This is a genomic window from Streptomyces sp. PH9007 (assembly GCF_059813725.1).
The window spans coordinates 1,750,716-1,772,705 of sequence record NZ_CM187440.1 but is presented as its reverse complement, the minus strand read 5'-3'; the positions used below and the strand labels follow the sequence as shown (position 1 = coordinate 1,772,705).

Annotated in this window: 15 protein-coding genes; 14 read left to right on the top strand and 1 reads right to left on the bottom strand. The window is 72.7% G+C overall.

The genetic code is table 11. The annotated features are described in order from the left end of the window. Positions 1-58 precede the first annotated feature (58 nt). From rodA to ACTFAP_RS07905, 12 genes are all read left to right on the top strand, one after another. Positions 59-1,189 (top strand): rod shape-determining protein RodA, encoded by a 1,131-nt coding sequence (gene rodA / locus ACTFAP_RS07960; RefSeq protein WP_500469433.1) that lies wholly within the window; start codon positions 59-61, stop codon positions 1,187-1,189. Positions 1,190-1,223: 34 nt separating this feature from the next. Next, complete coding sequence (locus ACTFAP_RS07955) at positions 1,224-2,660, top strand: CYTH and CHAD domain-containing protein (protein ID WP_500468600.1); 1,437 nt, start codon at positions 1,224-1,226, stop codon at positions 2,658-2,660. 43 nt (positions 2,661-2,703) lie between these two features. Then, positions 2,704-4,632, top strand: coding sequence for a TIGR03960 family B12-binding radical SAM protein (locus ACTFAP_RS07950; RefSeq protein WP_500468599.1), 1,929 nt, complete (start codon positions 2,704-2,706; stop codon positions 4,630-4,632). Between the two features lie 3 nt (positions 4,633-4,635). Continuing rightward, positions 4,636-5,190 (top strand): GNAT family N-acetyltransferase, encoded by a 555-nt coding sequence (locus ACTFAP_RS07945; RefSeq protein WP_500468598.1) that lies wholly within the window; start codon positions 4,636-4,638, stop codon positions 5,188-5,190. A 139-nt stretch (positions 5,191-5,329) separates the two neighbouring features. Then, positions 5,330-6,133: a TIGR03936 family radical SAM-associated protein gene (locus tag ACTFAP_RS07940; RefSeq protein ID WP_030725672.1), complete on the top strand. Its 804-nt coding sequence runs from the start codon at positions 5,330-5,332 to the stop codon at positions 6,131-6,133. Positions 6,134-6,340: 207 nt separating this feature from the next. After that, on the top strand, positions 6,341-11,197 hold the full coding sequence (locus ACTFAP_RS07935; RefSeq protein WP_500468597.1) for an Rne/Rng family ribonuclease: 4,857 nt from the start codon (positions 6,341-6,343) through the stop codon (positions 11,195-11,197). A gap of 285 nt (positions 11,198-11,482) precedes the next feature. Then, a complete protein-coding gene (rplU, locus tag ACTFAP_RS07930; protein WP_030725678.1) occupies positions 11,483-11,806 on the top strand; it encodes a 50S ribosomal protein L21 in 324 nt (107 codons plus the stop codon). A gap of 14 nt (positions 11,807-11,820) precedes the next feature. Next, positions 11,821-12,084 (top strand): 50S ribosomal protein L27, encoded by a 264-nt coding sequence (gene rpmA, locus ACTFAP_RS07925; RefSeq protein WP_030725681.1) that lies wholly within the window; start codon positions 11,821-11,823, stop codon positions 12,082-12,084. A gap of 163 nt (positions 12,085-12,247) precedes the next feature. Beyond that, complete coding sequence (gene obgE / locus ACTFAP_RS07920) at positions 12,248-13,705, top strand: GTPase ObgE (RefSeq protein ID WP_500468596.1); 1,458 nt, start codon at positions 12,248-12,250, stop codon at positions 13,703-13,705. Between the two features lie 211 nt (positions 13,706-13,916). Continuing rightward, the gene (locus ACTFAP_RS07915; RefSeq protein ID WP_400009715.1) at positions 13,917-15,422 is read left to right on the top strand and encodes an SDR family NAD(P)-dependent oxidoreductase; all 1,506 of its coding nucleotides are present in this window, start codon (positions 13,917-13,919) and stop codon (positions 15,420-15,422) included. Positions 15,423-15,471: 49 nt separating this feature from the next. Then, positions 15,472-17,553, top strand: coding sequence for a hypothetical protein (locus ACTFAP_RS07910; RefSeq protein ID WP_495684006.1), 2,082 nt, complete (start codon positions 15,472-15,474; stop codon positions 17,551-17,553). A 137-nt stretch (positions 17,554-17,690) separates the two neighbouring features. Next, positions 17,691-18,320, top strand: a complete 630-nt coding sequence (locus ACTFAP_RS07905; RefSeq protein WP_495684005.1) for an alpha/beta family hydrolase — start codon at positions 17,691-17,693, stop codon at positions 18,318-18,320. Positions 18,321-18,324: 4 nt separating this feature from the next. Here ACTFAP_RS07905 and ACTFAP_RS07900 read toward each other — a convergent pair whose 3' ends face one another. Next, positions 18,325-19,836, bottom strand: coding sequence for a cryptochrome/photolyase family protein (locus ACTFAP_RS07900; protein ID WP_500468595.1), 1,512 nt, complete (start codon positions 19,834-19,836; stop codon positions 18,325-18,327). A 237-nt stretch (positions 19,837-20,073) separates the two neighbouring features. On the opposite strand from ACTFAP_RS07900, the gene ACTFAP_RS07895 reads away from it, so the two are divergent. Then, positions 20,074-20,430 (top strand): hypothetical protein, encoded by a 357-nt coding sequence (locus ACTFAP_RS07895; RefSeq protein WP_500468594.1) that lies wholly within the window; start codon positions 20,074-20,076, stop codon positions 20,428-20,430. Between the two features lie 10 nt (positions 20,431-20,440). Beyond that, positions 20,441-21,949, top strand: coding sequence for a phosphatase PAP2 family protein (locus ACTFAP_RS07890; RefSeq protein WP_495684003.1), 1,509 nt, complete (start codon positions 20,441-20,443; stop codon positions 21,947-21,949). Positions 21,950-21,990: the final 41 nt, after the last annotated feature.

The window sequence follows — 21,990 nt, the reverse complement described above, 5'->3', positions numbered from 1 at the left end:
GGGCGACTACTCCCTGAGCATCGGGCGGTTCGCACCCCGCAAGAGCGCCTGGCGGCGGATGACCGCCCGGGACTCGCTCGCCCGGCGCGTCGACTGGATCATGCTGCTGGCGGCCGGCGCGCTGTCGGTCATCGGCTGCGTCCTGGTGTGGTCCGCCACCCGCAACCGCACCGAGATCAACAACGGCGATCCGCAGTACTTCCTCATCCGGCAGTCCATCAACCTCGCCGTGGGCATAGCCCTGGCGGTGGCCGTCATGTGGCTGGGACACCACCGGCTGCGCAGCGCGGTCCCCGTCTACTTCGGATTCACCCTCGTGGTGATGCTGCTGGTGTTCACCCCGCTGGGCACCGAGATCAACGGCCAGCGCAACTGGCTGTCGATCGGCAGCTACACGATCCAGCCCGGCGAGTTCGCCAAGGTCGCCGTCGTCCTGGCGATGGCCATGGTGCTCGCCGCCCAGGTCGACGCGGGCGACAGCGAACACCCGCGGCGCCGCGCCGTCCTCCAGGCGCTGGGCATCGCCATGGTCCCGGTGACCATCGTGCTCATCGACGACATGGGCACCGCGATGGTGCTGTGCGTGATCGTCCTGGGCATGCTGCTGGCCTCCGGCGCCTCCCTGTGGTGGACCTCCGGCCTGCTGGCGGCGGCCGTGGTCGGCGCCGTCCTGGTGTGGATGCTCGACATACTGGACGAGTACCAGATCAACCGCTTCGCGGCCTTCGCCAACCCGGCGCTCGATCCGGCCGGCGTCGGCTACAACACCAACCAGGCCAGGATCGCCATCGGCGGCGGCGGACTGTACGGCAAGGGCCTGTTCGAGGGCACCCAGACCACCGGGCAGTTCGTGCCCGAGCAGCAGACCGACTTCATCTTCACCGTCGCCGGCGAGGAACTCGGCTTCGTGGGGGCCGGCGGGATAATCCTGCTGATCGGGGTCGTGCTGTGGCGGGCGCTGCGCATCGCCAGGGAAGCCACCGACCTGTACAGCACGCTGATCGCGGCAGGCATCGTCGCCTGGTTCGCTTTCCAGTCCTTCGAGAACATCGGCATGGCCCTGGGCATCATGCCGGTCGCCGGCATCCCGCTGCCGTTCCTGTCGTACGGCGGCACCTCCATGTTCGTGGGCTGGATCGCGATAGGGCTGCTCCAGTCGATCCGGATGAAACGCCCGCTGTCGGCCTGAGCGGTACGCCCCTACCGTGGAAGCGGAGGGCACCATGGCTGTCACCAGCGCGACGGAGACCGAGCGGAAGTACGAGGCCACCGGGCCGCTGCCGGAACTGACCGGCATCGGACCGGTGGCCTCCGTGCGCGGGCCCGACGCGGCGCCGGTGGTGCTGGAGGCGCGCTACTACGACACCGAGGACCGGCGGCTCTCGGCCGACGGCATCACCCTGCGCCGCCGCACCGGGGGCGATGACCCCGGCTGGCACCTGAAGCTGCCGGTGGACGGCGACACCCGCGAGGAGATCAGGGCACCGCACAGCGAACACCCGCCCGACGGCCTGACCGCCCTGATCCGCTCACGGACCCGCGGCGCCCCCCTCGTACCCCTGGTGGAACTGCGCACCGAGCGCGAGGCCCGGCTGCTGCTGGACGCCGCCGGGCAGCCGCTGGCGGAGGTGGTGCGGGACCGGGTCGACGCGCTGCGCGGACCGCGCGCCGCGCACTGGGTGGAGTACGAGGTGGAACTGCGCCCCGCCGCCGGAGCCGGGCTGCTCGACCTCATCGAGGAACGGCTGACGGCGGCCGGACTGCCCCGCTCACAGGCGCCGTCCAAGGCGGCCCGCGCGCTCGCCGCCACCGCCACCCCGCCGCTTGCACCGCGCACGGGGCCCGCACTGCCGGCGGGCAGCGCGGGGGAGCGGGTCATGGCGTACGTACGGCGGCAGGTGCGGCTGATCGTGGAGCTGGACCCGGCGGTACGGCGCGGCGTCCCCGACTCCGTGCACCGGATGCGGGTGGCCACCCGGCGGCTGCGCAGCGCGCTGCGCTCCCAGCGGGCGGTGCTGGACCGCGAACGCACCGGGCCGATCGCCGAGGAACTGCGCCGGCTGGGGGCCGGACTCGGCGCGGACCGCGACCGTGAGGTGCTGGCCGGGCGGCTTCGCCGGCGGCTGTCACAGCTGGAGCCCGAGCTGCGCCGGGGGCCGCTGGAACAGCGGGTGGCCGCGTACACCGACCGTCCGCGCGCCGACACCTCGGTGCGCGCCCTGGACAGCGCACGCCACCTGGACCTGCTGACCTCCCTGGACGCGCTGCTGACCGACCCGCCGCTGCTGCCCGACGCGTACTGGCCCGCCGGGCCCGTGCTGACCCTGGCGGTACGGCACGACGTCCGGCGTATGGAACGGCGGCTGCGGGCCGCCCGCCGCACCCCGCCGGGCCCGGACAGGGACGCCGCCTGGCACGCGGCGCGCAAGGCCGCCAAACGGGCCCGCTACGCGGCCGAGACGGCGGGGAAGCACAAACGGGCCAAGAAGCTCGCCCGGGTGCAGCGGGTGCTGGGCAAACACCAGGACAGCGTGCTGGCGCGGGCCGCGCTGCTCCGGATCGCGGCGGCGGCCGAGGCGGCCGGGGAACCGTCCTTCAGCTACGGGGTGCTGTACGGGCGCGAGCACGAGCTGGCGGAGGGCTACGAGCGGGAGCTGTAACCTGGGCAGCCGGTTTCAGCCCCCTTCCGAAAGACACGAGTTCATGCCTGTCGAGTCGGTGTTCCCGCGCCTGGAGGCCCTGCTTCCGCATGTCCAGAAGCCGATCCAGTACGTGGGCGGTGAGCTGAACTCCACCGTCAAGGACTGGGACGCCTGCGACGTGCGCTGGGCGCTGATGTACCCGGACGCGTACGAGGTCGGGCTGCCCAACCAGGGCGTCATGATCCTCTACGAGGTGCTCAACGAGCGCGAGGGTGTGCTCGCGGAGCGCACCTACAGCGTGTGGCCGGATCTGGAGGAGCTCATGCGCAAGCACGGGGTCCCGCAGTTCACGGTGGACGGGCACCGGCCGGTGGGCGCCTTCGACGTGTTCGGGGTGTCCTTCTCCACCGAGCTGGGCTACACGAACCTGCTGACCGCGCTGGACCTGGCGGACATCCCGCTGAGCGCGGCCGACCGTACCGAGGACCACCCGGTGGTGGTGGCGGGCGGGCACGCCGCGTTCAACCCGGAGCCGATCGCGGAGTTCATCGACTGCGCGGTGATCGGGGACGGCGAGCAGGCCGTGCTGGAGATCAGCGACATCGTGCGGGCCTGGAAGGCGGCGGGCCGCCCCGGCGGGCGCGAGGAACTGCTCCTGCGGCTGGCGAAGACCGGCGGCGTGTACGTCCCCGGCTTCTACGACGTGGAGTACCTGCCGGACGGCCGCATCGGCCGCGTGGTGCCCAACCGCTCCGGGGTGCCGTGGCGGGTCTCCAAGCACACCGTCATGGACCTGGACGAGTGGCCCTACCCCAAGCAGCCGCTGGTGCCGCTGGCGGAGACCGTGCACGAGCGGATGTCAGTGGAGATCTTCCGGGGCTGCACGCGCGGCTGCCGGTTCTGCCAGGCCGGGATGATCACCCGGCCGGTGCGCGAGCGGTCGATCACCGGCATCGGCGAGATGGTGGACAAGGGCCTGAAGGCGACCGGCTTCGAGGAGGTCGGGCTGCTGTCGCTGTCCTCCGCCGACCACAGCGAGATCGCCGACGTCGCGGGCGGCCTCGCCGACCGCTACGAAGAGGACAAGATCGGTCTGTCGCTGCCCTCCACCCGGGTGGACGCCTTCAACATCGATCTGGCGAACGAGCTGACGCGCAACGGGCGCCGCTCGGGTCTGACCTTCGCGCCGGAGGGCGGCAGCGAGCGGATCCGGAAGGTCATCAACAAGATGGTCTCCGAGGAGGACCTGATCAGGACCGTCTCCACCGCCTACGGGAACGGCTGGCGGCAGGTCAAGCTCTACTTCATGTGCGGGCTGCCGACCGAGACCGACGAGGACGTGCTGCAGATCGCCGACATGGCCACCCGCGTCATCGCGGAGGGCCGCAAGGTGACCGGCTCCAACGACATCCGCTGCACCGTGTCGATCGGCGGCTTCGTCCCCAAGCCGCACACCCCGTTCCAGTGGGCGCCGCAGCTGTCGGCGCAGGAGACGGACGCGCGGCTGGCGAAGCTGCGCGAGAAGATCCGCGGCGACAAGAAGTACGGCCGCTCCATCGGCTTCCGCTACCACGACGGCAAGCCCGGCATCGTCGAGGGCCTGCTGTCGCGCGGCGACCGGCGGATCGGCGCCGTCATCCGCGCCGTGTACGAGGCGGGCGGCCGGTTCGACGGCTGGCGCGAGTACTTCTCCTACGACCAGTGGATGGAGTGCGCCGAGCGGGCGCTGCCCCAGTACGGGGTGGATGTCGCCTGGTACACCACGCGCGAACGCTCCTACGAGGAGGTCCTGCCCTGGGACCACCTGGACTCCGGCCTGGACAAGGACTGGCTCTGGGAGGACTGGCAGGACGCGCTCGACGAGACCGAGGTCGAGGACTGCCGCTGGACTCCGTGCTTCGATTGCGGTGTGTGCCCCCAGATGGATACGAGCATTCAGATCGGCCCGACCGGCAAGAAGCTGCTGCCGCTGAGTGTGGTCGGGAAGTAGCCGGTGCCCGCGCTGGTGCGCCCGACCGAGACCGTACGGGAGTCCTTTCTCGCCGCGGTCGAGGAGTTCCGCGCCGAGGGGCGCGGCGCGGTGGACGACAACTCGATGCTGGGGCGGGACATCGCCCGGTGGGCGCCGCGCTGGCAGGAAGCTGCCGTGTTCGCCGCCTATGTCGAGGAGACGCTGGCCGACGCGCGCGAGGACGCGCGCCGGCCGCGCGGATTCGTGCCGTCCACCGTGCTGTGGTGGGTGGACGGCACCGCGTTCCTGGGGCGGCTGTCCATCCGGCACCGCATGACCCCCCGGCTGCTGGAGTGGGGCGGGCTGATCGGGTACGACGTCCGCCCCTCGGCGCGGCGGCTCGGGCACGGCACGGCGATGCTGCGGGCCTCGCTGCCCAGGGCGCGGGCGCTGGGCATCGATGAGGCGCTGGTGACCTGCGATTTCGACAATGTCGGCTCGCGGAAGGTGATCGAGGGAGCCGGCGGGGTCTTCGAGGACCGGCGCGCGGAGAAGCTGCGGTACTGGGTCCCCACCGGTGCGCCGGACGAGGGGTAACGGGGCGCACGCGGGTGGCGCGTAACCTGGAGGGCGGACAACGGTCCGCCCCGCCAGGGCGGCCGGGCAGCAATGACCGAACGAGGGACTGACGACACTGGGCAAGCGACAGCCCGTAGGCCCGCCGCCGGCGCCCGCCGTGCAGCGTGTACGACTGCGCTACACCAAGCGTGGCCGCCTGCGGTTCACCAGCCACCGCGACTTCCAGCGCGCTTTCGAGCGCGCGCTGCGCCGGGCCGGAGTGCCCATGGCGTACTCCGCGGGATTCACCCCCCACCCCAAGGTCAGCTACGCCAACGCGGCGCCGACCGGGACGGCCAGCGAGGCCGAGTATCTGGAGATCGCGCTGGCCGCGCCGCGTGAGGTGGCATGGCTGAAGGAGCGGCTCGACGAGTCGCTGCCGGCCGGCCTGGACATCGTCGATGCGGTCGACGCCCGGGTTTCCGGCTTCGCCGAACGGCTGGAGGCCTCGTGCTGGGAGCTGCGCCTGGAGGGCGTGGAACCGGCGGACGCGGAGCGGGCCGTAAAAGTTTTTCTCGCCACTTCGTCCGTCGAGGTGTCACGGGAAACAAAGAAGGGCATCAGAACTTTTGACGCCAGAGCCGCGGTGACCGCACTGGAAGCCACGGACGCGTACGCCTCCCCTTCGCCCTCCGGCGGGTCCGATGCGCTCGTGTCCGTACCTTGTGCGATACTGCGCCTGGTAGTACGGCATCTCACACCTGCCGTACGACCCGATGACGTTCTGTCCGGTCTCCGTATTGTGGCCGACCTGGCGCCGCCGGTCCCCCCAGGGGTGACGAGGCTGGCGCAGGGGCCGCTCGATGAGGAGTCCGGGACGGTGACCGACCCGTTTGCGCCTGACCGCGACGCTGCCATGGCCGCCCTTTCCACGGCCGCCGGGCAGCAGGCCGCGGCGGCGCCGGAGATCACCGGACAGTGACGTCGTCACCGCGCCGCCCAACCGCATGGTGCCAGGGAGCCACTCGGGCCCGGCTGTTACCGGCAGGCGCACCGACCAGCAGACTTTCGCCGTAGCCGGACCGCAGGGAACGGGGCCGGAACCGGCGAGCGACACGACAGCTCCTGAGCGGCGCTGCCCGCCGCCCATCGGCGAGGCGCCCGGGAGCGTGACGGGAGAACCGCCCGCATGCACGCATCACACGAGTCCGCCGAAGCGGACGTGACGACAGAACGCGACCGCGACGACACGAACACCCCGAGCGGCACGCTGCCCCCGCGGCGGCGGCGCCGGGCCGCGAGCCGGCCGGCGGGTCCGCCGGCCGGTACGGACAACGAGACGACGGCCCCCCAGGTGGCGGCCACATCGGGTGAACGTCCCGAACGCACTTCCGGGAGTGAGGGCTCCGCCGGTACCGCGGTGAGCGGTGCGGCGGCCGATCCGGCCCCCGCTTCTGCTTCCGCTTCCGCCGCTGCGGAGGAGCCCGCCGCACCGCGCAAGCGGCGCCGCGCGACGCGGCCGGCCGCCGCCACGGACACGGCGCCGCCAGCTGAGACCGGCGACACCGCCGGCGCCGGTGCGGTGGCCGACACCGAGCCCGCCGCGCCCCGTGCGCGCCGGCGCGCCACCCGTCCGGCGACCGCGCCGGACGCCCCCGCCGAGAACACCGCGACCCCCGAGGCAGGCCCCGAGGCCGCCGCAGAGCCGGTGGCCGCGCGGGGGCGGCGCCGTGCCGGCGCCAAGAGCGACGAGGAGACGGCCGCGCCGCGTGCCCGTCGCCGCACCACGCGTGAGACCACCGAGGCCGCCGGCAGTGAGGTGACCGAGGCCACGCCCGCCACCGACGGCGAGAGCGAGCCGGCGGCGCCGCGCCGGCGGGGCCGTACGAGCCGCGCCGCGTCCGTGACCGAACCCCAGGCGGAGACCGCTCCGGCGGAGACGGCTCCGGCGGCGGCAGCAGCCGAGCAGGCCCCCGAGCCGCGCAAGCGGCGTCGTGCGACGCGCGTCGCGTCCGCCCCGGCGGCGGCCGAGGCCGGTGCCCAGGAGAGCCAGGCCCCCGGGCCGGCGGACAGCGACACCGCCGCGACCGGGACGGGCCCCGCGTCCGGCAGCGCCGCAGATGAGACGAGTGCCCCCCGTGGCCGCCGCCGTGCGGGCGGCTCCGGTGAGAGCACGGCGGACGCCGGTGCCGCCGAGGAGAAGGCCGCCGCCCCGCGTCAGCGTCGCCGTGCGACGCGCGTCGCGTCGGCGCCGGCGGTCCCCGCCGAGGAGACGCAGCGGACCGATGCCGCGGACAGCGCCGCCGAGCCCGCGCCCGCCCCGGCGCCGGAGGCACAGCCCGTGACCGGGACCGACAGCCAGGGCGAGCCGGCCGCCGCGCCGCGCCGCCGCCGCCGTGCCACCCGCCCCGCGTCCGCACCCGAGGCGACCTTCGCGTCCCCCGCCGGTGCGCAGGACGCTCCGGTGGACTCCGGTGAGAGCGCCGACGAGGCCGCCGCGCCGCGTGGGCGCCGGCGTACGACCGCGCCCGCCGACGTACCGGCCGACACCGCTGCCGCCGCCGAGGAGGCGCCCGCGCCGCGCCAGCGTCGCCGCGCGACCCGTGCCGCGTCCGCTCCCGAGGCGACCTTCGAGGCCGCCGCGCCGGAGGCTCCGGTGGAGTCCGGTGAGGGTGCGGGCGAGGAGGCGTCCGCGCCGCGTCAGCGTCGCCGGGCCACGCGTACCGCCGCCGCCGACGTACCGGCCGATTCCGCGGTCTCCGCCGCTGACGAGGACACTGCTCCGCGTGGACGTCGGCGGGCGACGCGTGCCGCGTCCGCTCCCGAGGCGACCTTCGAGGCCGCCGCGCCGGAGGCTCCGGTGGAGTCCGGTGAGGCTGCGGGCGAGGAGGCGTCCGCGCCGCGTCAGCGTCGCCGGGCCACGCGTACCGCCGCCGCGCCGACCGCCCCCGCCGTCGCGGACGCGGCGGACCAGGACGAGGCCGCCCGCCCGCGTCGCCGTGCGACGCGTGGCGCTTCGGAAGAGGCTGACGTGAACCGGCCCGACGAGGACGCCACCGCGCCGCGTCGGCGCCGGCGGGCCACCCGGGTCGCTTCCACCCCCACTGACGAAGGAAAGGCCAAGGGATCTGTGACTGAGGACCGAGCGGGGAGCGAGTCGGAGCCGATGCCGCCGGCCGTGCCGGTGCCGGCGACCGCCGTGTTCCAGCCGCCGGTCTTCCAGCCGCCGATGTTCCAGACGCCCGAGCGGGCCGCCGCCGAGGCGGCGGCGCTGGCCGAGGCCGACGCCGAACCCGAGGACGAGCTGGATGCCGTCGGCGAGGAGAACGAGGAGGTCGAGACCTCCGAGGAGAGCGAGCGGCCCTCGCGCCGCCGGCGTCGTGGTGGGCGCCGCAGGCGGCGGGGCGAGACCGCCGAGCGTGCCGCCGAGACCGAGGACGAGGCCGAGGAGGCTCCGGCGGAGCCCGCCGAGACCCCCCGGGCCGAGCGGGAGACCGAGCCCGAGGCCCCGGCCGAGCCCGAGCGTGAGGCCGAGGCGGAGGACGACGAGTCCGGTTCCGGCTCCGGGTCCTCCCGTCGCCGCCGCCGTCGCCGTCGCCGCACCGAGGAGTCCGGCGAGGCCGGCGGTTCGGGCGCCGACGACCCCGAGCGCACGGTGATCAAGGTCCGCGAGCCCCGTAAGAAGAAGGACCACGAGCCCGCCGAGAGCGGCGACGGCGTGCAGTCCATCAAGGGCTCCACCCGTCTGGAGGCCAAGAAGCAGCGCCGCCGCGAAGGCCGTGAGCAGGGCCGGCGGCGGGTGCCGATCATCACCGAGGCCGAGTTCCTGGCGCGCCGCGAGGCCGTCGAGCGGGTCATGGTGGTGCGCCAGCAGGGCGACCGCACCCAGATCGGGGTGCTGGAGGACAACGTCCTCGTCGAGCACTTCGTGAACAAGGAGCAGTCCTCCAGCTACGTCGGCAACGTCTACCTCGGCAAGGTGCAGAACGTGCTGCCCTCGATGGAGGCGGCGTTCGTCGACATCGGCAAGGGCCGCAACGCCGTGCTGTACGCCGGTGAGGTCAACTTCGAGTCCCTCGGGCTCGGCAACGGCCCGCGCCGCATCGAGGCGGCCCTGAAGTCGGGCCAGCCCGTCCTCGTCCAGGTCACCAAGGACCCGATCGGGCACAAGGGAGCCCGGCTGACCAGCCAGATCTCCCTGCCCGGCCGGTACCTGGTGTACGTGCCCGAGGGGTCGATGACCGGGATCAGCCGCAAGCTGCCGGACACCGAGCGGGCGCGGCTGAAGCAGATCCTCAAGAAGATCCTCCCCGAGGACGCGGGCGTCATCGTGCGCACCGCCGCCGAGGGCGCCAGCGAGGAGGAGCTGACCCGCGACGTCGAGCGGCTCCAGGCGCAGTGGGAGGAGATCCAGAAGCGGGCGAAGAAGGGCAACGCCCCGAGCCTGCTGTACGGCGAGCCCGACATGACCGTGCGGGTGGTCCGGGACATCTTCAACGAGGACTTCTCGAAGGTGATCGTCAGCGGTGACGAGGCGTGGGAGACCATCCACGGCTACGTCTCGCAGGTGGCGCCCGACCTGTCCGAGCGGCTGCAGCGGTGGACCTCGGAGGTGGACGTCTTCGCCACCTACCGGATCGACGAGCAGCTGATGAAGGCGCTGGACCGCAAGGTGTGGCTGCCCAGCGGTGGTTCGCTGGTGATCGACCGCACCGAGGCCATGATCGTCATCGATGTGAACACCGGCCGGTTCACCGGTCAGGGCGGCAACCTCGAGGAGACCGTCACCAGGAACAACCTGGAGGCGGCCGAGGAGATCGTGCGGCAGCTGCGGCTGCGGGACCTCGGCGGCATCATCGTGATCGACTTCATCGACATGGTGCTGGAGTCGAACCGGGATCTGGTGCTGCGGCGGCTGCTGGAGTGCCTGGGCCGGGACCGTACCAAGCACCAGGTGGCCGAGGTCACCTCGCTGGGGCTCGTGCAGATGACCCGCAAGCGGGTCGGGCAGGGGCTGCTGGAGTCGTTCTCCGAGCAGTGCGTGCACTGCAACGGGCGCGGCGTCATCGTCCACATGGAGCAGCCGCACACGCACGCGGTGTCCGGTGGCGGCGGCAAGAAGGGCAAGGGCGGCAAGGCCGGGCGCAAGGAGAAGGCGGCGGCTGCCGCGGCTCCCGAGGTCGAGGTCGAGGCCGCGCCGGTGCCCGAGGCGGTGCCCGCTCCGCTGCCGGAGGCCGGCGAGGAGAAGGTGCCCGAGGTCGTTCCGGTGACCGAGCCGGCCGCCGCGTTCACCCCGGACGAGGAGCTGTACGGGAGTGTGGCCGAGGCCGAGGAGGCGGCGCGGCGCGGTCCGCGCGGCCGTCGGCGGGCCAGCCGCAAGGCGAGCGCTCCCGCCGGTGCTCCGAAGCCGGTGGCGGAGGCCGCCGAGCAGGCGGTGACCGTCGTTCCGGCGGCGGAGGCCCCGCGGCAGCCCGAGCCCGAGCCCGCGCGCGAGGCGGAGGCCGCACCGGCTCCGGCCGCGCAGGCGGCGGAGGAGCCCGCGCCGCGGCGCCGTACCCGCAAGGCGTCGGCTCCGGCCGGTTCGCCGAAGGTGGCGGACGAGGCGCCGGCCCTGGTGGTCGTGGCCTCCGAGCCGGTCGCCGAGGCGCCGGCCCAGGAGCAGCGGGCCGCCGAGTCGGCTGCCGAGCCGGCCGTGGCCGAGGAGCCCGCTCCCAAGCGGCGCCGGGCGGTACGCCGGGCGTCCGCGCCGGCCGGGTCGCCCGAGGGCGGTACGGAGGCGGCGGTGACGGTCATCGCGTCGGCGGGCGGGTCCGAGGAGCCGGAGCGCAAGGCGCCGGCGAAGAAGACCACCAAGAAGGCCGCCGCGAAGAAGACGACGGCGAAGAAGACCGCCGCGGCCAAGAAGACGACGGCGAAGAAGACGGCCACGGCGAAGAAGACCGCGGCGAAGAAGAGTGGTACGGCGAAGAAGTCCTCCACCGCGAAGAAGACCGCGGCGGCGGAGCAGCAGGCGCCGCCGTCGGTGTCGGCCTCCGCGGAGGACTGATCCGGCGGGTGTCCCGCCCGTACGGCCCACCGCCCCGTACCCGCTCCGGCGGGTGCGGGGCGGTGGGCCGTCGGGGTCCCCGGGGCCGGTTCCCGGGGATTTGACCCGGTCATCGGGTCCCACATAAAGTTGATCCTCGGCGTGTCAGCAGACCCGTCGTGCTTCTGAGCAACCAACCTCCCGTGCTGTGCGCGCCAGCGCCCCGGGAGAGGCCGGGCAGGCCGCTTCACCGTCGCCGCCCGGCTGGCATCAGGGGTTCCGAAACGAGCGAGAGAAGAGTTCCGCGTGTACGCGATCGTGCGCACCGGCGGCCGTCAGCAGAAGGTTGCTGTCGGCGATGTCATCGAGGTTGACCGTCTTTCCAGCAGCAAGGTCGGCGACAGCGTCGAGCTCTCCACGCTGCTCGTTGTCGATGGTGAGACCGTCACCAGCGACCCGTGGGTGCTGGCCGGCGTCAAGGTGACCGCCGAGGTCGTCGACCACCACAAGGGCGACAAGATCCGGATCCAGAAGTACAAGAACAAGACCGGCTACCGGAAGCGGATCGGTCACCGTCAGCTGCACACCCAGCTGAAGATCACCGGCATCCCCGCCCCGGCTGCGAAGTAAGGGACTGAGCTGACATGGCACACAAGAAGGGCGCGTCGTCCACTCGGAACGGCCGCGACTCGAACCCCCAGTTTCTCGGCGTGAAGCGCTTCGGCGGTCAGGTCGTGAGCGCCGGTGAGATCCTGGTCCGCCAGCGGGGCACCCACTTCCACCCCGGCAAGGGCGTCGGCCGTGGCAAGGACGACACGCTGTTCGCGCTGCAGGCCGGTTCGGTGGAGTTCGGCCGCTACCGTGACCGCAAGGTCGTGAACATCGTTCCGGCCGCGGTCGCCGAGTAACCACGGGGACGATTTCAGTACTCCCGAGGGCGGATCAGCTTTACCGGCGTACAGCCGGGAAGCGGATCCGCCCTCGTCGTGTTGGCACCTTCGGGGTCCGGCATCCGACTGTCCGACATCCGACACCTGATCCATACGTATTGATCGCCGGGAGGCATCCGTCATGACCACCTTCGTGGACCGCGTCGAACTGCACATCGCCGCGGGTAACGGGGGCCACGGCTGCGCCTCCGTGCACCGGGAGAAGTTCAAGCCGCTGGGAGGCCCGGACGGCGGCGACGGCGGCCACGGTGGAGATGTGGTGCTGGTTGTCGACCACGAGGTCACCACACTCCTGGACTATCACTACAGTCCGCACCGCAAGGCCACCAACGGCAAGCCGGGCGGCGGCGGCAACCGTACCGGTGCCAACGGCCAGGAGCTGGTGCTGCGGGTGCCGGACGGCACGGTGGTGATGGACAAGAGCGGTGAGGTGCTGGCCGACCTGGTCGGCGAGGGCACCACCTTCGTGGCGGGGGCCGGCGGGCGCGGCGGTCTGGGCAACGCGGCGCTGGCGTCGGCGCGGCGCAAGGCGCCCGGGTTCGCGCTGCTGGGTGAGCCGGGTGAGGCCCGGGACATCGTCCTGGAATTGAAGTCGGTGGCGGATGTGGCGCTGGTGGGATATCCCAGCGCCGGTAAATCGTCGCTGATCTCGGTGCTTTCGGCGGCCAAGCCGAAGATCGCGGATTATCCGTTCACCACACTGGTGCCGAATCTGGGTGTGGTGACCGCCGGGTCGACCGTGTACACGATCGCGGATGTGCCGGGGCTTATCCCGGGCGCGAGCGAGGGCAAGGGTCTCGGCCTGGAGTTTCTGCGGCATGTGGAGCGCTGTTCGGTGCTCGTGCATGTGCTGGACACCGCCACGCTGGAGTCGGACCGGGAGCCGCTGTCCGATCTCGATGTCATTGAGGCGGAGCTGGCCAGTTATGGCGGCCTCGCGGACCGGCCGCGGGTGGTCGTGCTCAATAAGACCGATATCCCCGACGGCCAGGATCTCGCGGACATCGTCCGTCCTGACCTGGAGGCGCGCGGACTCAGGGTGTTCGAGGTGTCCGCGGTGTCCCGCAAGGGGCTGCGGGAGCTGTCGTTCGCGCTGGCCGAGCTGGTGGCGGGGGCCCGGGCGGCGCAGCCCAAGGAGGAGTCGACGCGGATCGTCATCCGTCCCAAGGCGGTCGACGAGGCCGGGTTCACCGTACGGCGGGAGGGCGACAGCCTGTTCCGGGTGCGGGGCGAGAAGCCCGAGCGCTGGGTGCGCCAGACGGACTTCAGCAACGACGAGGCGGTCGGCTACCTCGCGGACCGGCTGGAGCGGCTCGGGGTGGAGCAGGCGCTGCTCAAGGCCGGTGCGCGGCAGGGCGACGGGGTCGCGATCGGGCCCGAGGAGAACGCGGTGGTGTTCGACTGGGAGCCCACCATGGCAGGCGGTGCCGAGCTGCTGGGGCGGCGCGGTGAGGACCGGCGCATGGAGGATCCGCAGCGGCCGGCGGTGCAGCGGCGCCGTGACCGGGAGGCGGAACGCGAGGACAAGGACGCCGGGGACATTCAGCGTGAATATGATGAATTCCGCCCCTTCGGCTGATATTGCCGAAACTGCGGGACGAGCGGCGTGATGACGGCCGGCTTCGTGAGGAACAGCGAAGCGAGCGAAGCCGGCCAGAGTACATGATTGTCGTCACAAGCCGGTAACGGGCGACAACGCTTCATCCGTATGACAAGTCAGTCTTCCGCAGGGGTTAACCTTCTACTCGCGTACGCGACACTTCTTCAAACCGGCGGGAGCGGTTTTGTCTATGCATGCCAACGGGGCTCGCCCTCGTACCACCGCGGTCGTTCTTGCGGGTGGCACCGGTCAGCGAGTGGGTCTTTCCATACCCAAGCAGCTCATCAAGATCGCCGGTAAGGCCGTCATCGAGCACACCCTGGCCATCTTCGAGGAGTCGTCGGACATCGACGACATCATCGTGCTGATGACCCCGGGGTATGTGGCGGACATCGAGAAGATCGTCGCCAAGGCGGGCCTGACCAAGGTGACGCAGGTCATCGAGGGCGGCTCCACCCGCAACGAGACCACCGAGCGCGCCATCGCCGCCGTGGGCGCCTCGCTGGCCGAGGGCGAGAGCGCGGACGACCGCAACCTCCTCTTCCACGACGCGGTGCGCCCGCTGCTGTCGCAGCGCGTCATCAGCGACTGCGTGGCCGCCCTGGAGCGCTACCGGGCGGTGGACGTGGCCATTCCGTCCGCCGACACCATCATCGTGACGCGGACGCACGGGGAGGACGGTGAGTTCATCACCGAGGTCCCCGACCGCTCCCGGCTGCGCCGCGGGCAGACCCCGCAGGCGTTCAAGCTCTCCACCATCCGCCGCGCCTACGAGATAGCCGCCGGCGACCCGAATTTCCAGGCCACCGACGACTGCTCGGTGGTGCTGAAGTACCTGCCGGACGTGCCGATCCACGTGGTGCCCGGTGACGAATACAACATGAAGGTCACCCAGCCGGTCGACGTCTTCATCGCCGACAAGCTGTTCCAGCTGGCCACCACCGCCGTCCCGCAGGTCGCGGACGAGGCCGCGTACCGCGAGCGGCTGGCCGGCAAGACCGTGGTGATCTTCGGCGGCTCGTACGGCATCGGCAAGGACATCGCCGATCTGGCGGCCGGCTACGGCGCCGTGACCTACCCGCTGGGGCGCTCGACGACCGGCACCCACGTGGAGAACCCGGCGGACATCGAGGCGGCGCTGGCGAAGGCGCACGCCGAGACCGGGCGCATCGACTACGTCGTGAACACGGCCGGCGTGCTGCGGATCGGGAAGCTCGCCGAGACCGAGGACTCGGTCATCGAGGAAGCGCTCACCGTCAACTATCTGGCGCCGGTACGGATCGCCAGGGCCGCGCACCAGTACCTCGCGCAGACCGGCGGACAGCTGCTGCTGTACACCTCCAGCAGCTACACGCGCGGTCGCGCCGAGTACAGCCTGTACTCGTCGACGAAGGCCGCCATGGTGAACCTCACTCAGGCGCTGGCCGACGAGTGGGCGGGCGACGGGGTGCGGGTGAACTGCGTGAACCCGGAGCGTACGGCCACCCCGATGCGTACCAAGGCGTTCGGGCAGGAGCCCGCCGGTACGCTGCTGTCCTCGGAGGCGGTGGCCCGTACCTCGCTGGACGTGCTGCTGTCGGGGCTGACCGGGCACGTCATCGATGTGCGGCAGCAGGACCCGACAGCCGACGCGACCGCGGCGGGCTCCTTCGACCGGGCGCTGGCGGCCGCCTTGCAGGGTGGCGGCACCGCGTGAGCGGACGCAATCACCTGATCACACCATCTACTCCGAGGTGATAACCCGAATGCTGGCCGGACTGATCGGGCGCGGTGGCCGTTGGCCAAGCATCCTGCTCGTGGTCTACGTGGTGAGCGCCGCCGCGCTCTCCGCGACCGTTGTCGACGGCAACGAGGCGGTCTTCTTCACCGCGCTGGTGCTCAACTACGCGGCCGACTGGGCCCTGCGCAAGCGCGGACGCTACTTCAACCGTCTGATGCGGCGGTTCGGGTTCGGCGAGCGGATACGGGAGCTGTACCGGCTGCTGCTGCTGGTCGCCCTGGCGCTCTCCCAGGACCTCGCCGGCGTGCGGATCCTGGCGGTGTGCGCCGCCGTGCTGTTCCTGGCGAACAGCTGCCAGCAGCCGCTGGTCAGCTTCCGGGTACGGCGGCGGAACCTGCCGGTGGCCGCGCTCAACATGAACATGGGCGCGCTGGCGCGGCGGATCCCGGACCTGCCGAGCAGCTCGCTGCTGAGCCCGCGCGGCCTCAGCCGCATCCCCGGCCCCGAGCTGCTGCTCGCGGCCGGCGCGGCGGCCGTCGTGGCCGGCGCCGACGAGGCCTGGATGCTGCTGGCCGTGCTCGCGCCGCTGCCGGTGCTGATATCGCTGGTGCACGCCGCGTGGCACGCCTTCCGCAACCTGCGGCTGCCCGACCCGGCCGAGGTGCTGGACGTCGTCAACCGCAATCTGGCCGAGTACCGGCCCGAGGTGGCGCTGTACTTCACCTTCGCGGCCGGCGGCCAGGACTTCATGTACCAGGTCAACATGTGGGTCGACGCGATGGAGAAGATGGACCGTCGCGGCGTGATCATCCTGCGCGAGACGGCGGCCATGCGGGGTCTGGAGCAGACCCGGCTGCCGGTGGTGTGCGTGCGCAAGGCCGATGACCTGGCGCAGCTCGACCTCTCCGACGTACGGGTGGCGTTCTACCCGGGCAACGCCGGCAAGAACGTGCACATGCTCCAGCGGGCCGAGATCCAGCACGTCTTCATCGGGCACGGCGACAGCGACAAGCTCGCCAGCAGCAACCGGGTCAGCCGGGTGTTCGACGAGATATGGGTGGCCGGCAAGGCCGGGCGCGACCGCTACCAGCGGGTGCGCCACGCGATCAGCGACTCCTCGATCGTGGAGGTGGGACGCCCGCAGCTGTCGGAGGTCCGGCCCGCGGGGGAGCGGCTGGTCGGCGAGCGCGGGACGGGCGAGGGCCTGACCGTGCTGTACGGCCCGACCTGGGAGGGCTGGACGGACGACGCCTGCCACACGTCGGTGATCCCGATGGGCGAGGCCATCATCGGCGGCCTGCTGGAACAGGGCGATGTGCGGGTCATCTACAAGCCGCACCCGCTGACCGGCAAGCGCTCCGGCGAGGCCGCGGCGGCCGACGCGCTCATCGAGCGGCTGCTGACCGAGGACAACGTCCGGCGGGCCGCGCGGCGCGATCCGGCGCGGGTCGCCGAGACCGAGCGGGAGCTGGCACGGCTCGAGGCGCGGATGGCGGAGCTGTCCGGGGCGGTGGCCGAGGGCGACCGCCTGCAGCGCACCCGTGACGCGCGGGTCCCCGAGCGGGACCTGCGGGCCGAGATCGAGGTGATCCGGCAGGCGTGGAGCGAGCTGTTCTGGAGCGATGACTACCAGGGCGGACAGCACCTGATCGTCAAGAACCGGCTGCCCTCGCTGTACGACTGCTTCAACCACGCGGATCTGCTGATCAGCGACATGTCCAGCGTCATCTCGGACTTCGTGGCCAGCCGCAAGCCGTACGTGGTGACCAACGCCGAGGACATGGACCCGCAGGAGTACCGGCTCCAGAACCCGACGGCCGGCGCCGCGTACCTGCTGGGCAGCGAGTGCGACGAGCTCTCGGAGATCCTGGGCCGGGTCCGCGGACCGGTCGGCGCCGACCCGATGGCGCGGCGGCGCACCCAGCTCAAGGAGTACCTGCTGGGCGCGGACGAGCCGTCCTCCACGGAGCGGTTCAACGGAGCGGTCGAGGCGCTGTACCGGAAGGGCCTGCGGGCGTTCCCGCTGGGCACGACGGCGGAGCCGGTGCCGGCCTCCCCGGACTACACGGACGTGCTGCCCGGTGCCCGGGTGGGGACGACGCGGTAGGAGCGGTAGGACGAGCGAACGGCGTGCGCGGAAGGGCCCGGATCGGGGGACGATCCGGGCCCTTCCGGCGTCCCGGGACTCCTCCGGCGGCGCGTGCCGGTCGGGGTCGCGCGCCGCTCTGCCGCACACTGAACGGCATGATCGAGACAGTGCACACCCCGGCGGGGGAGGCCCGTATCACCTGGCACCGGGCGGCGAAGGCCCGTACGGTGCTGGCCCTCGGGCACGGCGCGGGCGGCGGGATCGAGGCCCAGGACCTGGTGGCGCTGGCCGCGGAGCTGCCCGCCCGGGGCGTGACCGTCGCGCTGGTGGAGCAGCCCTGGCGGGTGGCGGGCAAGCGGGTCGCCCCGGCGCCCAAGACGCTGGACGCGGCCTGGCGGGCGCTGTGGCCAGCGCTTGAGGGCATGGAACTGCCGATCATCGCCGGCGGACGCAGCGCGGGGGCCCGGGTGGCTTGCCGTACCGCCGCCGAACTGGGCGCGCACGCGGTGCTGGCGCTGGCCTTCCCCCTGCACCCGCCCGGGCGGCCCGAACGCTCGCGGGCGGACGAACTCGCGGCGGTGACGGCACCCCTGCTGGTCGTGCAGGGCGAGAAGGACCCCTTCGGCACGCCCGGGGAGTTTCCGTCGAAGGTGCGGACGGTCCCCGTACCGCACGCCAACCACACCTTCGGCACCCCGAAGTCGGCGCCGGTGAGCCAGCAGGAGACGCTGCGGCTCGTTACCTCGGGCACGCTGCGCTGGCTGGACGGGCTGAAGCTGGGCTGACACCTCAGGGCGGCTCCGTACCGCGCCGCGCCACCAGGTCGAGAACCTCGGGCAGGTCCGTCAGCCGGTCCAGGGTGTGGATCGCGCGGGCCATGCGCGGATGGTGGGCGAAGCGTTCGCGGTGCCGGTGGAGAAAGACCCAGTAGCCGGTGGTGTAGGGGCAGGCGCGCTCCCCCGTACGGTCGGAGGGCCGGTACGCGCAGCCGTCGCACAGATCGCTCATCCGGTGGATGTAGGCGCCGCCCGAGGTGTACGGCTTGCTGGTCATCGCGCCGCCGTCCGCGTACTGCGACATGCCCACGACGTTCGGCAGCATCACCCAGTCGTAGCCGTCCACGAAGCAGCGGTGGAACCAGTCGGTGACCGCCGCCGGGTCCCAGCCGTCCTGGAGGGCGCGGCTGCCCAGCACCATGAGCCGGGGGATGTGGTGCGTCCAGCCGGTGTCGCGTACCTGGGCCAGCACGGTGGACAGGCAGCGGGCGTCGGGGGCGTCCGCGTCCAGTTCGAGGAACCAGTCGGGCAGCGGGGCCCGGTGGCCGAGCGCGTTGCGGTGCCGGTAGTCGGGGCCGAAGTGCCAGTACAGCTGCCACACGAACTCGCGCCAGCCCGCGATCTGCCGGACGAAGCCCTCCACGCTGTTCAGCGGGGCGCTCCCGGACCGCCAGGCGAGCTCCGCGCGGCCCACGCACTCGGCCGGGTCCAGCAGACCGAGGTTGAGCGAACTGGACAGCAGGCTGTGGCTGAGCACCCCGTCGTCGGCCAGCATGGCGTCCTCGTGGGCGCCGAAGGTGGGCAGCCGGTGCTCGGTGAAGTGCCGCAGCGCCGCCAGGGCCTGCCGCCGGGTGGCGGGGAAGCGGCGCGGACCGTCCCGTCCCACGAAGGACACCGAGCCCTCGCGTTCCCACCGGTCCAGGTCGCGCCGTACCTCCTCGTCGATCGCGTCCTCCCTGGCCCGCCAGGGCGGGGGCACCGGCAGCCGGGAGCGGTCGCGGGGCGGGGGCTCGCGGTTCTCGTGGTCCAGGTTCCAGTGTCCGCCGGCCGGGTCGGCGCCGTCCATCAGCAGGGTGTGGGACCTGCGGACCCGCCGGTAGAAGTCCTCCAGCCGCAGGCCGTGCTCCTCGCGTCCCTGCGCCCAGGACCGGAAATCCTCCCGGGACGTCAGGAAGCCGCGCGCCGGCAGCACCTCCACCCCGTCCAGCGCGGCGACGAACGCGGCGGCGGCCCGGGAGGTGGGGGCGTGGACGGTCAGTCGCTCTCCCTTCCGGAGGGCTTCGCGCAGCCCCTCGCGGTAGGTTTCGGCCCGTACGTAGCGCACGCGGTCACCCAGTTCGGCGGCGCGGTGCCGCATCGCCGAGAGCACGAGGTGGGCCTTGGCGCGGTGGAAGCGGCGCCGGCCCAGGACCGAGCGGGCCTCGATCATCAGCAGCGGCGCGCCGCGGTCCGGGCCGCCGTGGCGCGGGTCGATGAAGCGGGGGCCCAGTTGATCCCCGAAGAGCCAGTGTGTCCGTGCCGCCATGTCCGTCCTCGGCTTTCGGGCGGGGCCGGTGGGTGGGTGCGGGATGGGGGTGCGGGAGCACGCTCAGCGTAGGGCGGCCGGGGCGGTGCCGCCCGTGGTGCGCCGCTGCCCGTGCTGCGCCGCCGGTGTGCTCCGGTTGCCGTGTCCGGCGTACCTGTGTGGGGTAGGCGGGTGCACAGTGGGCTGACGACAGTGCGCTGATGACAGGGACCGACGGATCAGGAGGGGCGGGCGCGTATGGACAGCACGGCGTTGCGGGTGATCGGGGCGGTGACCGCGGTGTACGGAGTGGCGGTCGCGGTGCGGCCGCGGCTGCTGGCGCGGCCGTCCGGGCTGGGGCAGGACGCGCGGGTGGACGCCGCCCTGCGGCCCGTGGGGCTGCGGGACGCCGTCTCGGGTGCGGCGCTGGTCGTCGCGCCCGAGGGGCCGGCGCTGAGGACGGCGGCCCTGGTACGGATCGGTGCGGACCTCGGGGACGCCGTGGTGCTGGGGCGGACGCTGGACGGTGCGTGGCGGCGGCGTGGGGCGGTGGCGGTGTCGCTGGCCTGGGGAGCGTTGTCGATCGGTGCGTTGCTGGCGCCGCGACGCGGGTAGGCGGGACGGCATGACCGCATTCGGCAGTACCTTCGTTCCGCGAAATCTCGACCGCGCGCTGTTCGCCCGGCTGGCGGCAGCCCGGCCACGGGGTGTGCAGAGCGTGCTGCCGCGGCTCAGCCGGGCGGCGGATCACGGCGTGCTGTGGGCGGGGGCGGCGGCGGCACTGGGGGTGTTCGGCGGCCGGAGCGCGCGGCGGGCGGCGCTGCGCGGGCTGGGATCGTTGGCTATCGCCTCCACCGTCAGCAACCTGGTGGCCAAGCCGACCACCCGGCGTACCCGGCCCGTCATCGACCAGGTGCCGGTCGCCCGGCGGCTGGCCAGGACGCCGCACACCACTTCCTTCCCCTCCGGGCACTCCGCCTCGGCCGCCGCGTTCACGTTCGGCGTGGCGCTGGAGTCGCCCCGGGCCGCGCTGCTGATCGCCCCGCTGGCCGGAGCCGTGGCGCTGTCCCGGATCTACGTCGGCGTGCACTACCCCAGCGACGTGCTGGCGGGCGTGGCGATCGGCGCGGCGGCTGCCGCGCTGACCTCGCACTGGTGGCCGACCCGCCCGGAGGCGCCCGCCACCGCCGTGCAACCCCGGCTCCCGGCGCCCGAGCTGGCGGACGGGGCCGGGCTCTCGCTGGTCGTCAACCCCGGCTCCGGGCTCACCGGCCAGGTGGACGATTCGCTGCGGGACCTGCTGCCCGGGGCCGACATCCGCGTCCTGAAGCCGGAGGACGACCTGACCGCTCTGCTGGACGAGGCGGCGGAAACGGCCGCCGGTACCGGTGGCGCGCTGGGCGTGTGCGGGGGCGACGGCACCGTCAACGCGGCGGCCGGGGCGGCCGTACGGCACGGGGTTCCGCTCGCCGTCTTCCCCGGCGGAACGTTCAACCACTTCGCCGCCGACCTGGGCATCGAGACGATGGAGCAGGTGGCGCAGGCGGTCCGGGCGGGGGACGCGGTCCGGGTCGACCTGGGCCGGGTGGCGTCGGCCGACGGGGCCCGCGAGAAGATCTTCCTCAACACGTTCAGCCTGGGCGTCTACCCCGAACTGGTGCATCTGCGGGAGCGGCTGGGGAAGTGGATCGGCAAGTGGCCCGCGCTGGCGGTCTCCCTGGCCGCCGTCCTGGCCACCAGCCGCCCCACCACCGTCACGATCAACGGGGTGGAGCGGCGGCTGTGGCTGCTGTTCGCGGGCAACGGGGTCTACCACCCGGCCGGGTTCACCCCCAGCTACCGGCCGAGCCTCGACGACGGGCTGCTGGACATCCGCACGGTCGACGGCTCGCTGCCGCTGGCCAGGACGCGGCTGCTGCTGGCGGTGCTCACCGGGACGCTGCACAACTCGCGGGTGCTGGTGACCGGGCAGGTGTCCCGGCTGCGGCTGGAGACGGCGGAGCGGCAGGTGCTGTTCGCGTACGACGGCGAGGTCACCGAACTCACCAGCGGCTCCCTGGTCCTGGGCAAGCGCCGGCAGGCCGTCACGGTCTACCGTCCGGCCGGTCCGGTGGACGGCGTCTCGTCCCTCTGAGCGAGGGTTCCCGCGGTGTCGAGTCGAAGGGCCCGGATCGG

Bases quoted from the DNA above. Each gene is read 5' to 3' on its own strand.
- ACTFAP_RS07910 (WP_495684006.1), top strand. From the start codon at position 15,472: ATGCTGGCCGGACTGATCGGGCGCGGTGGCCGTTGGCCAAGCATCCTG.
- obgE (WP_500468596.1), top strand. From the start codon at position 12,248: ATGACCACCTTCGTGGACCGCGTCGAACTGCACATCGCCGCGGGTAAC.
- ACTFAP_RS07905 (WP_495684005.1), top strand. From the start codon at position 17,691: ATGATCGAGACAGTGCACACCCCGGCGGGGGAGGCCCGTATCACCTGG.
- ACTFAP_RS07955 (WP_500468600.1), top strand. From the start codon at position 1,224: ATGGCTGTCACCAGCGCGACGGAGACCGAGCGGAAGTACGAGGCCACC.
- rodA (WP_500469433.1), top strand. From the start codon at position 59: ATGACCGCCCGGGACTCGCTCGCCCGGCGCGTCGACTGGATCATGCTG.
- rpmA (WP_030725681.1), top strand. From the start codon at position 11,821: ATGGCACACAAGAAGGGCGCGTCGTCCACTCGGAACGGCCGCGACTCG.
- ACTFAP_RS07895 (WP_500468594.1), top strand. From the start codon at position 20,074: ATGGACAGCACGGCGTTGCGGGTGATCGGGGCGGTGACCGCGGTGTAC.
- ACTFAP_RS07890 (WP_495684003.1), top strand. From the start codon at position 20,441: ATGACCGCATTCGGCAGTACCTTCGTTCCGCGAAATCTCGACCGCGCG.
- ACTFAP_RS07935 (WP_500468597.1), top strand. From the start codon at position 6,341: ATGCACGCATCACACGAGTCCGCCGAAGCGGACGTGACGACAGAACGC.
- ACTFAP_RS07900 (WP_500468595.1), bottom strand. From the start codon at position 19,836: ATGGCGGCACGGACACACTGGCTCTTCGGGGATCAACTGGGCCCCCGC.
- ACTFAP_RS07950 (WP_500468599.1), top strand. From the start codon at position 2,704: ATGCCTGTCGAGTCGGTGTTCCCGCGCCTGGAGGCCCTGCTTCCGCAT.
- ACTFAP_RS07915 (WP_400009715.1), top strand. From the start codon at position 13,917: ATGCATGCCAACGGGGCTCGCCCTCGTACCACCGCGGTCGTTCTTGCG.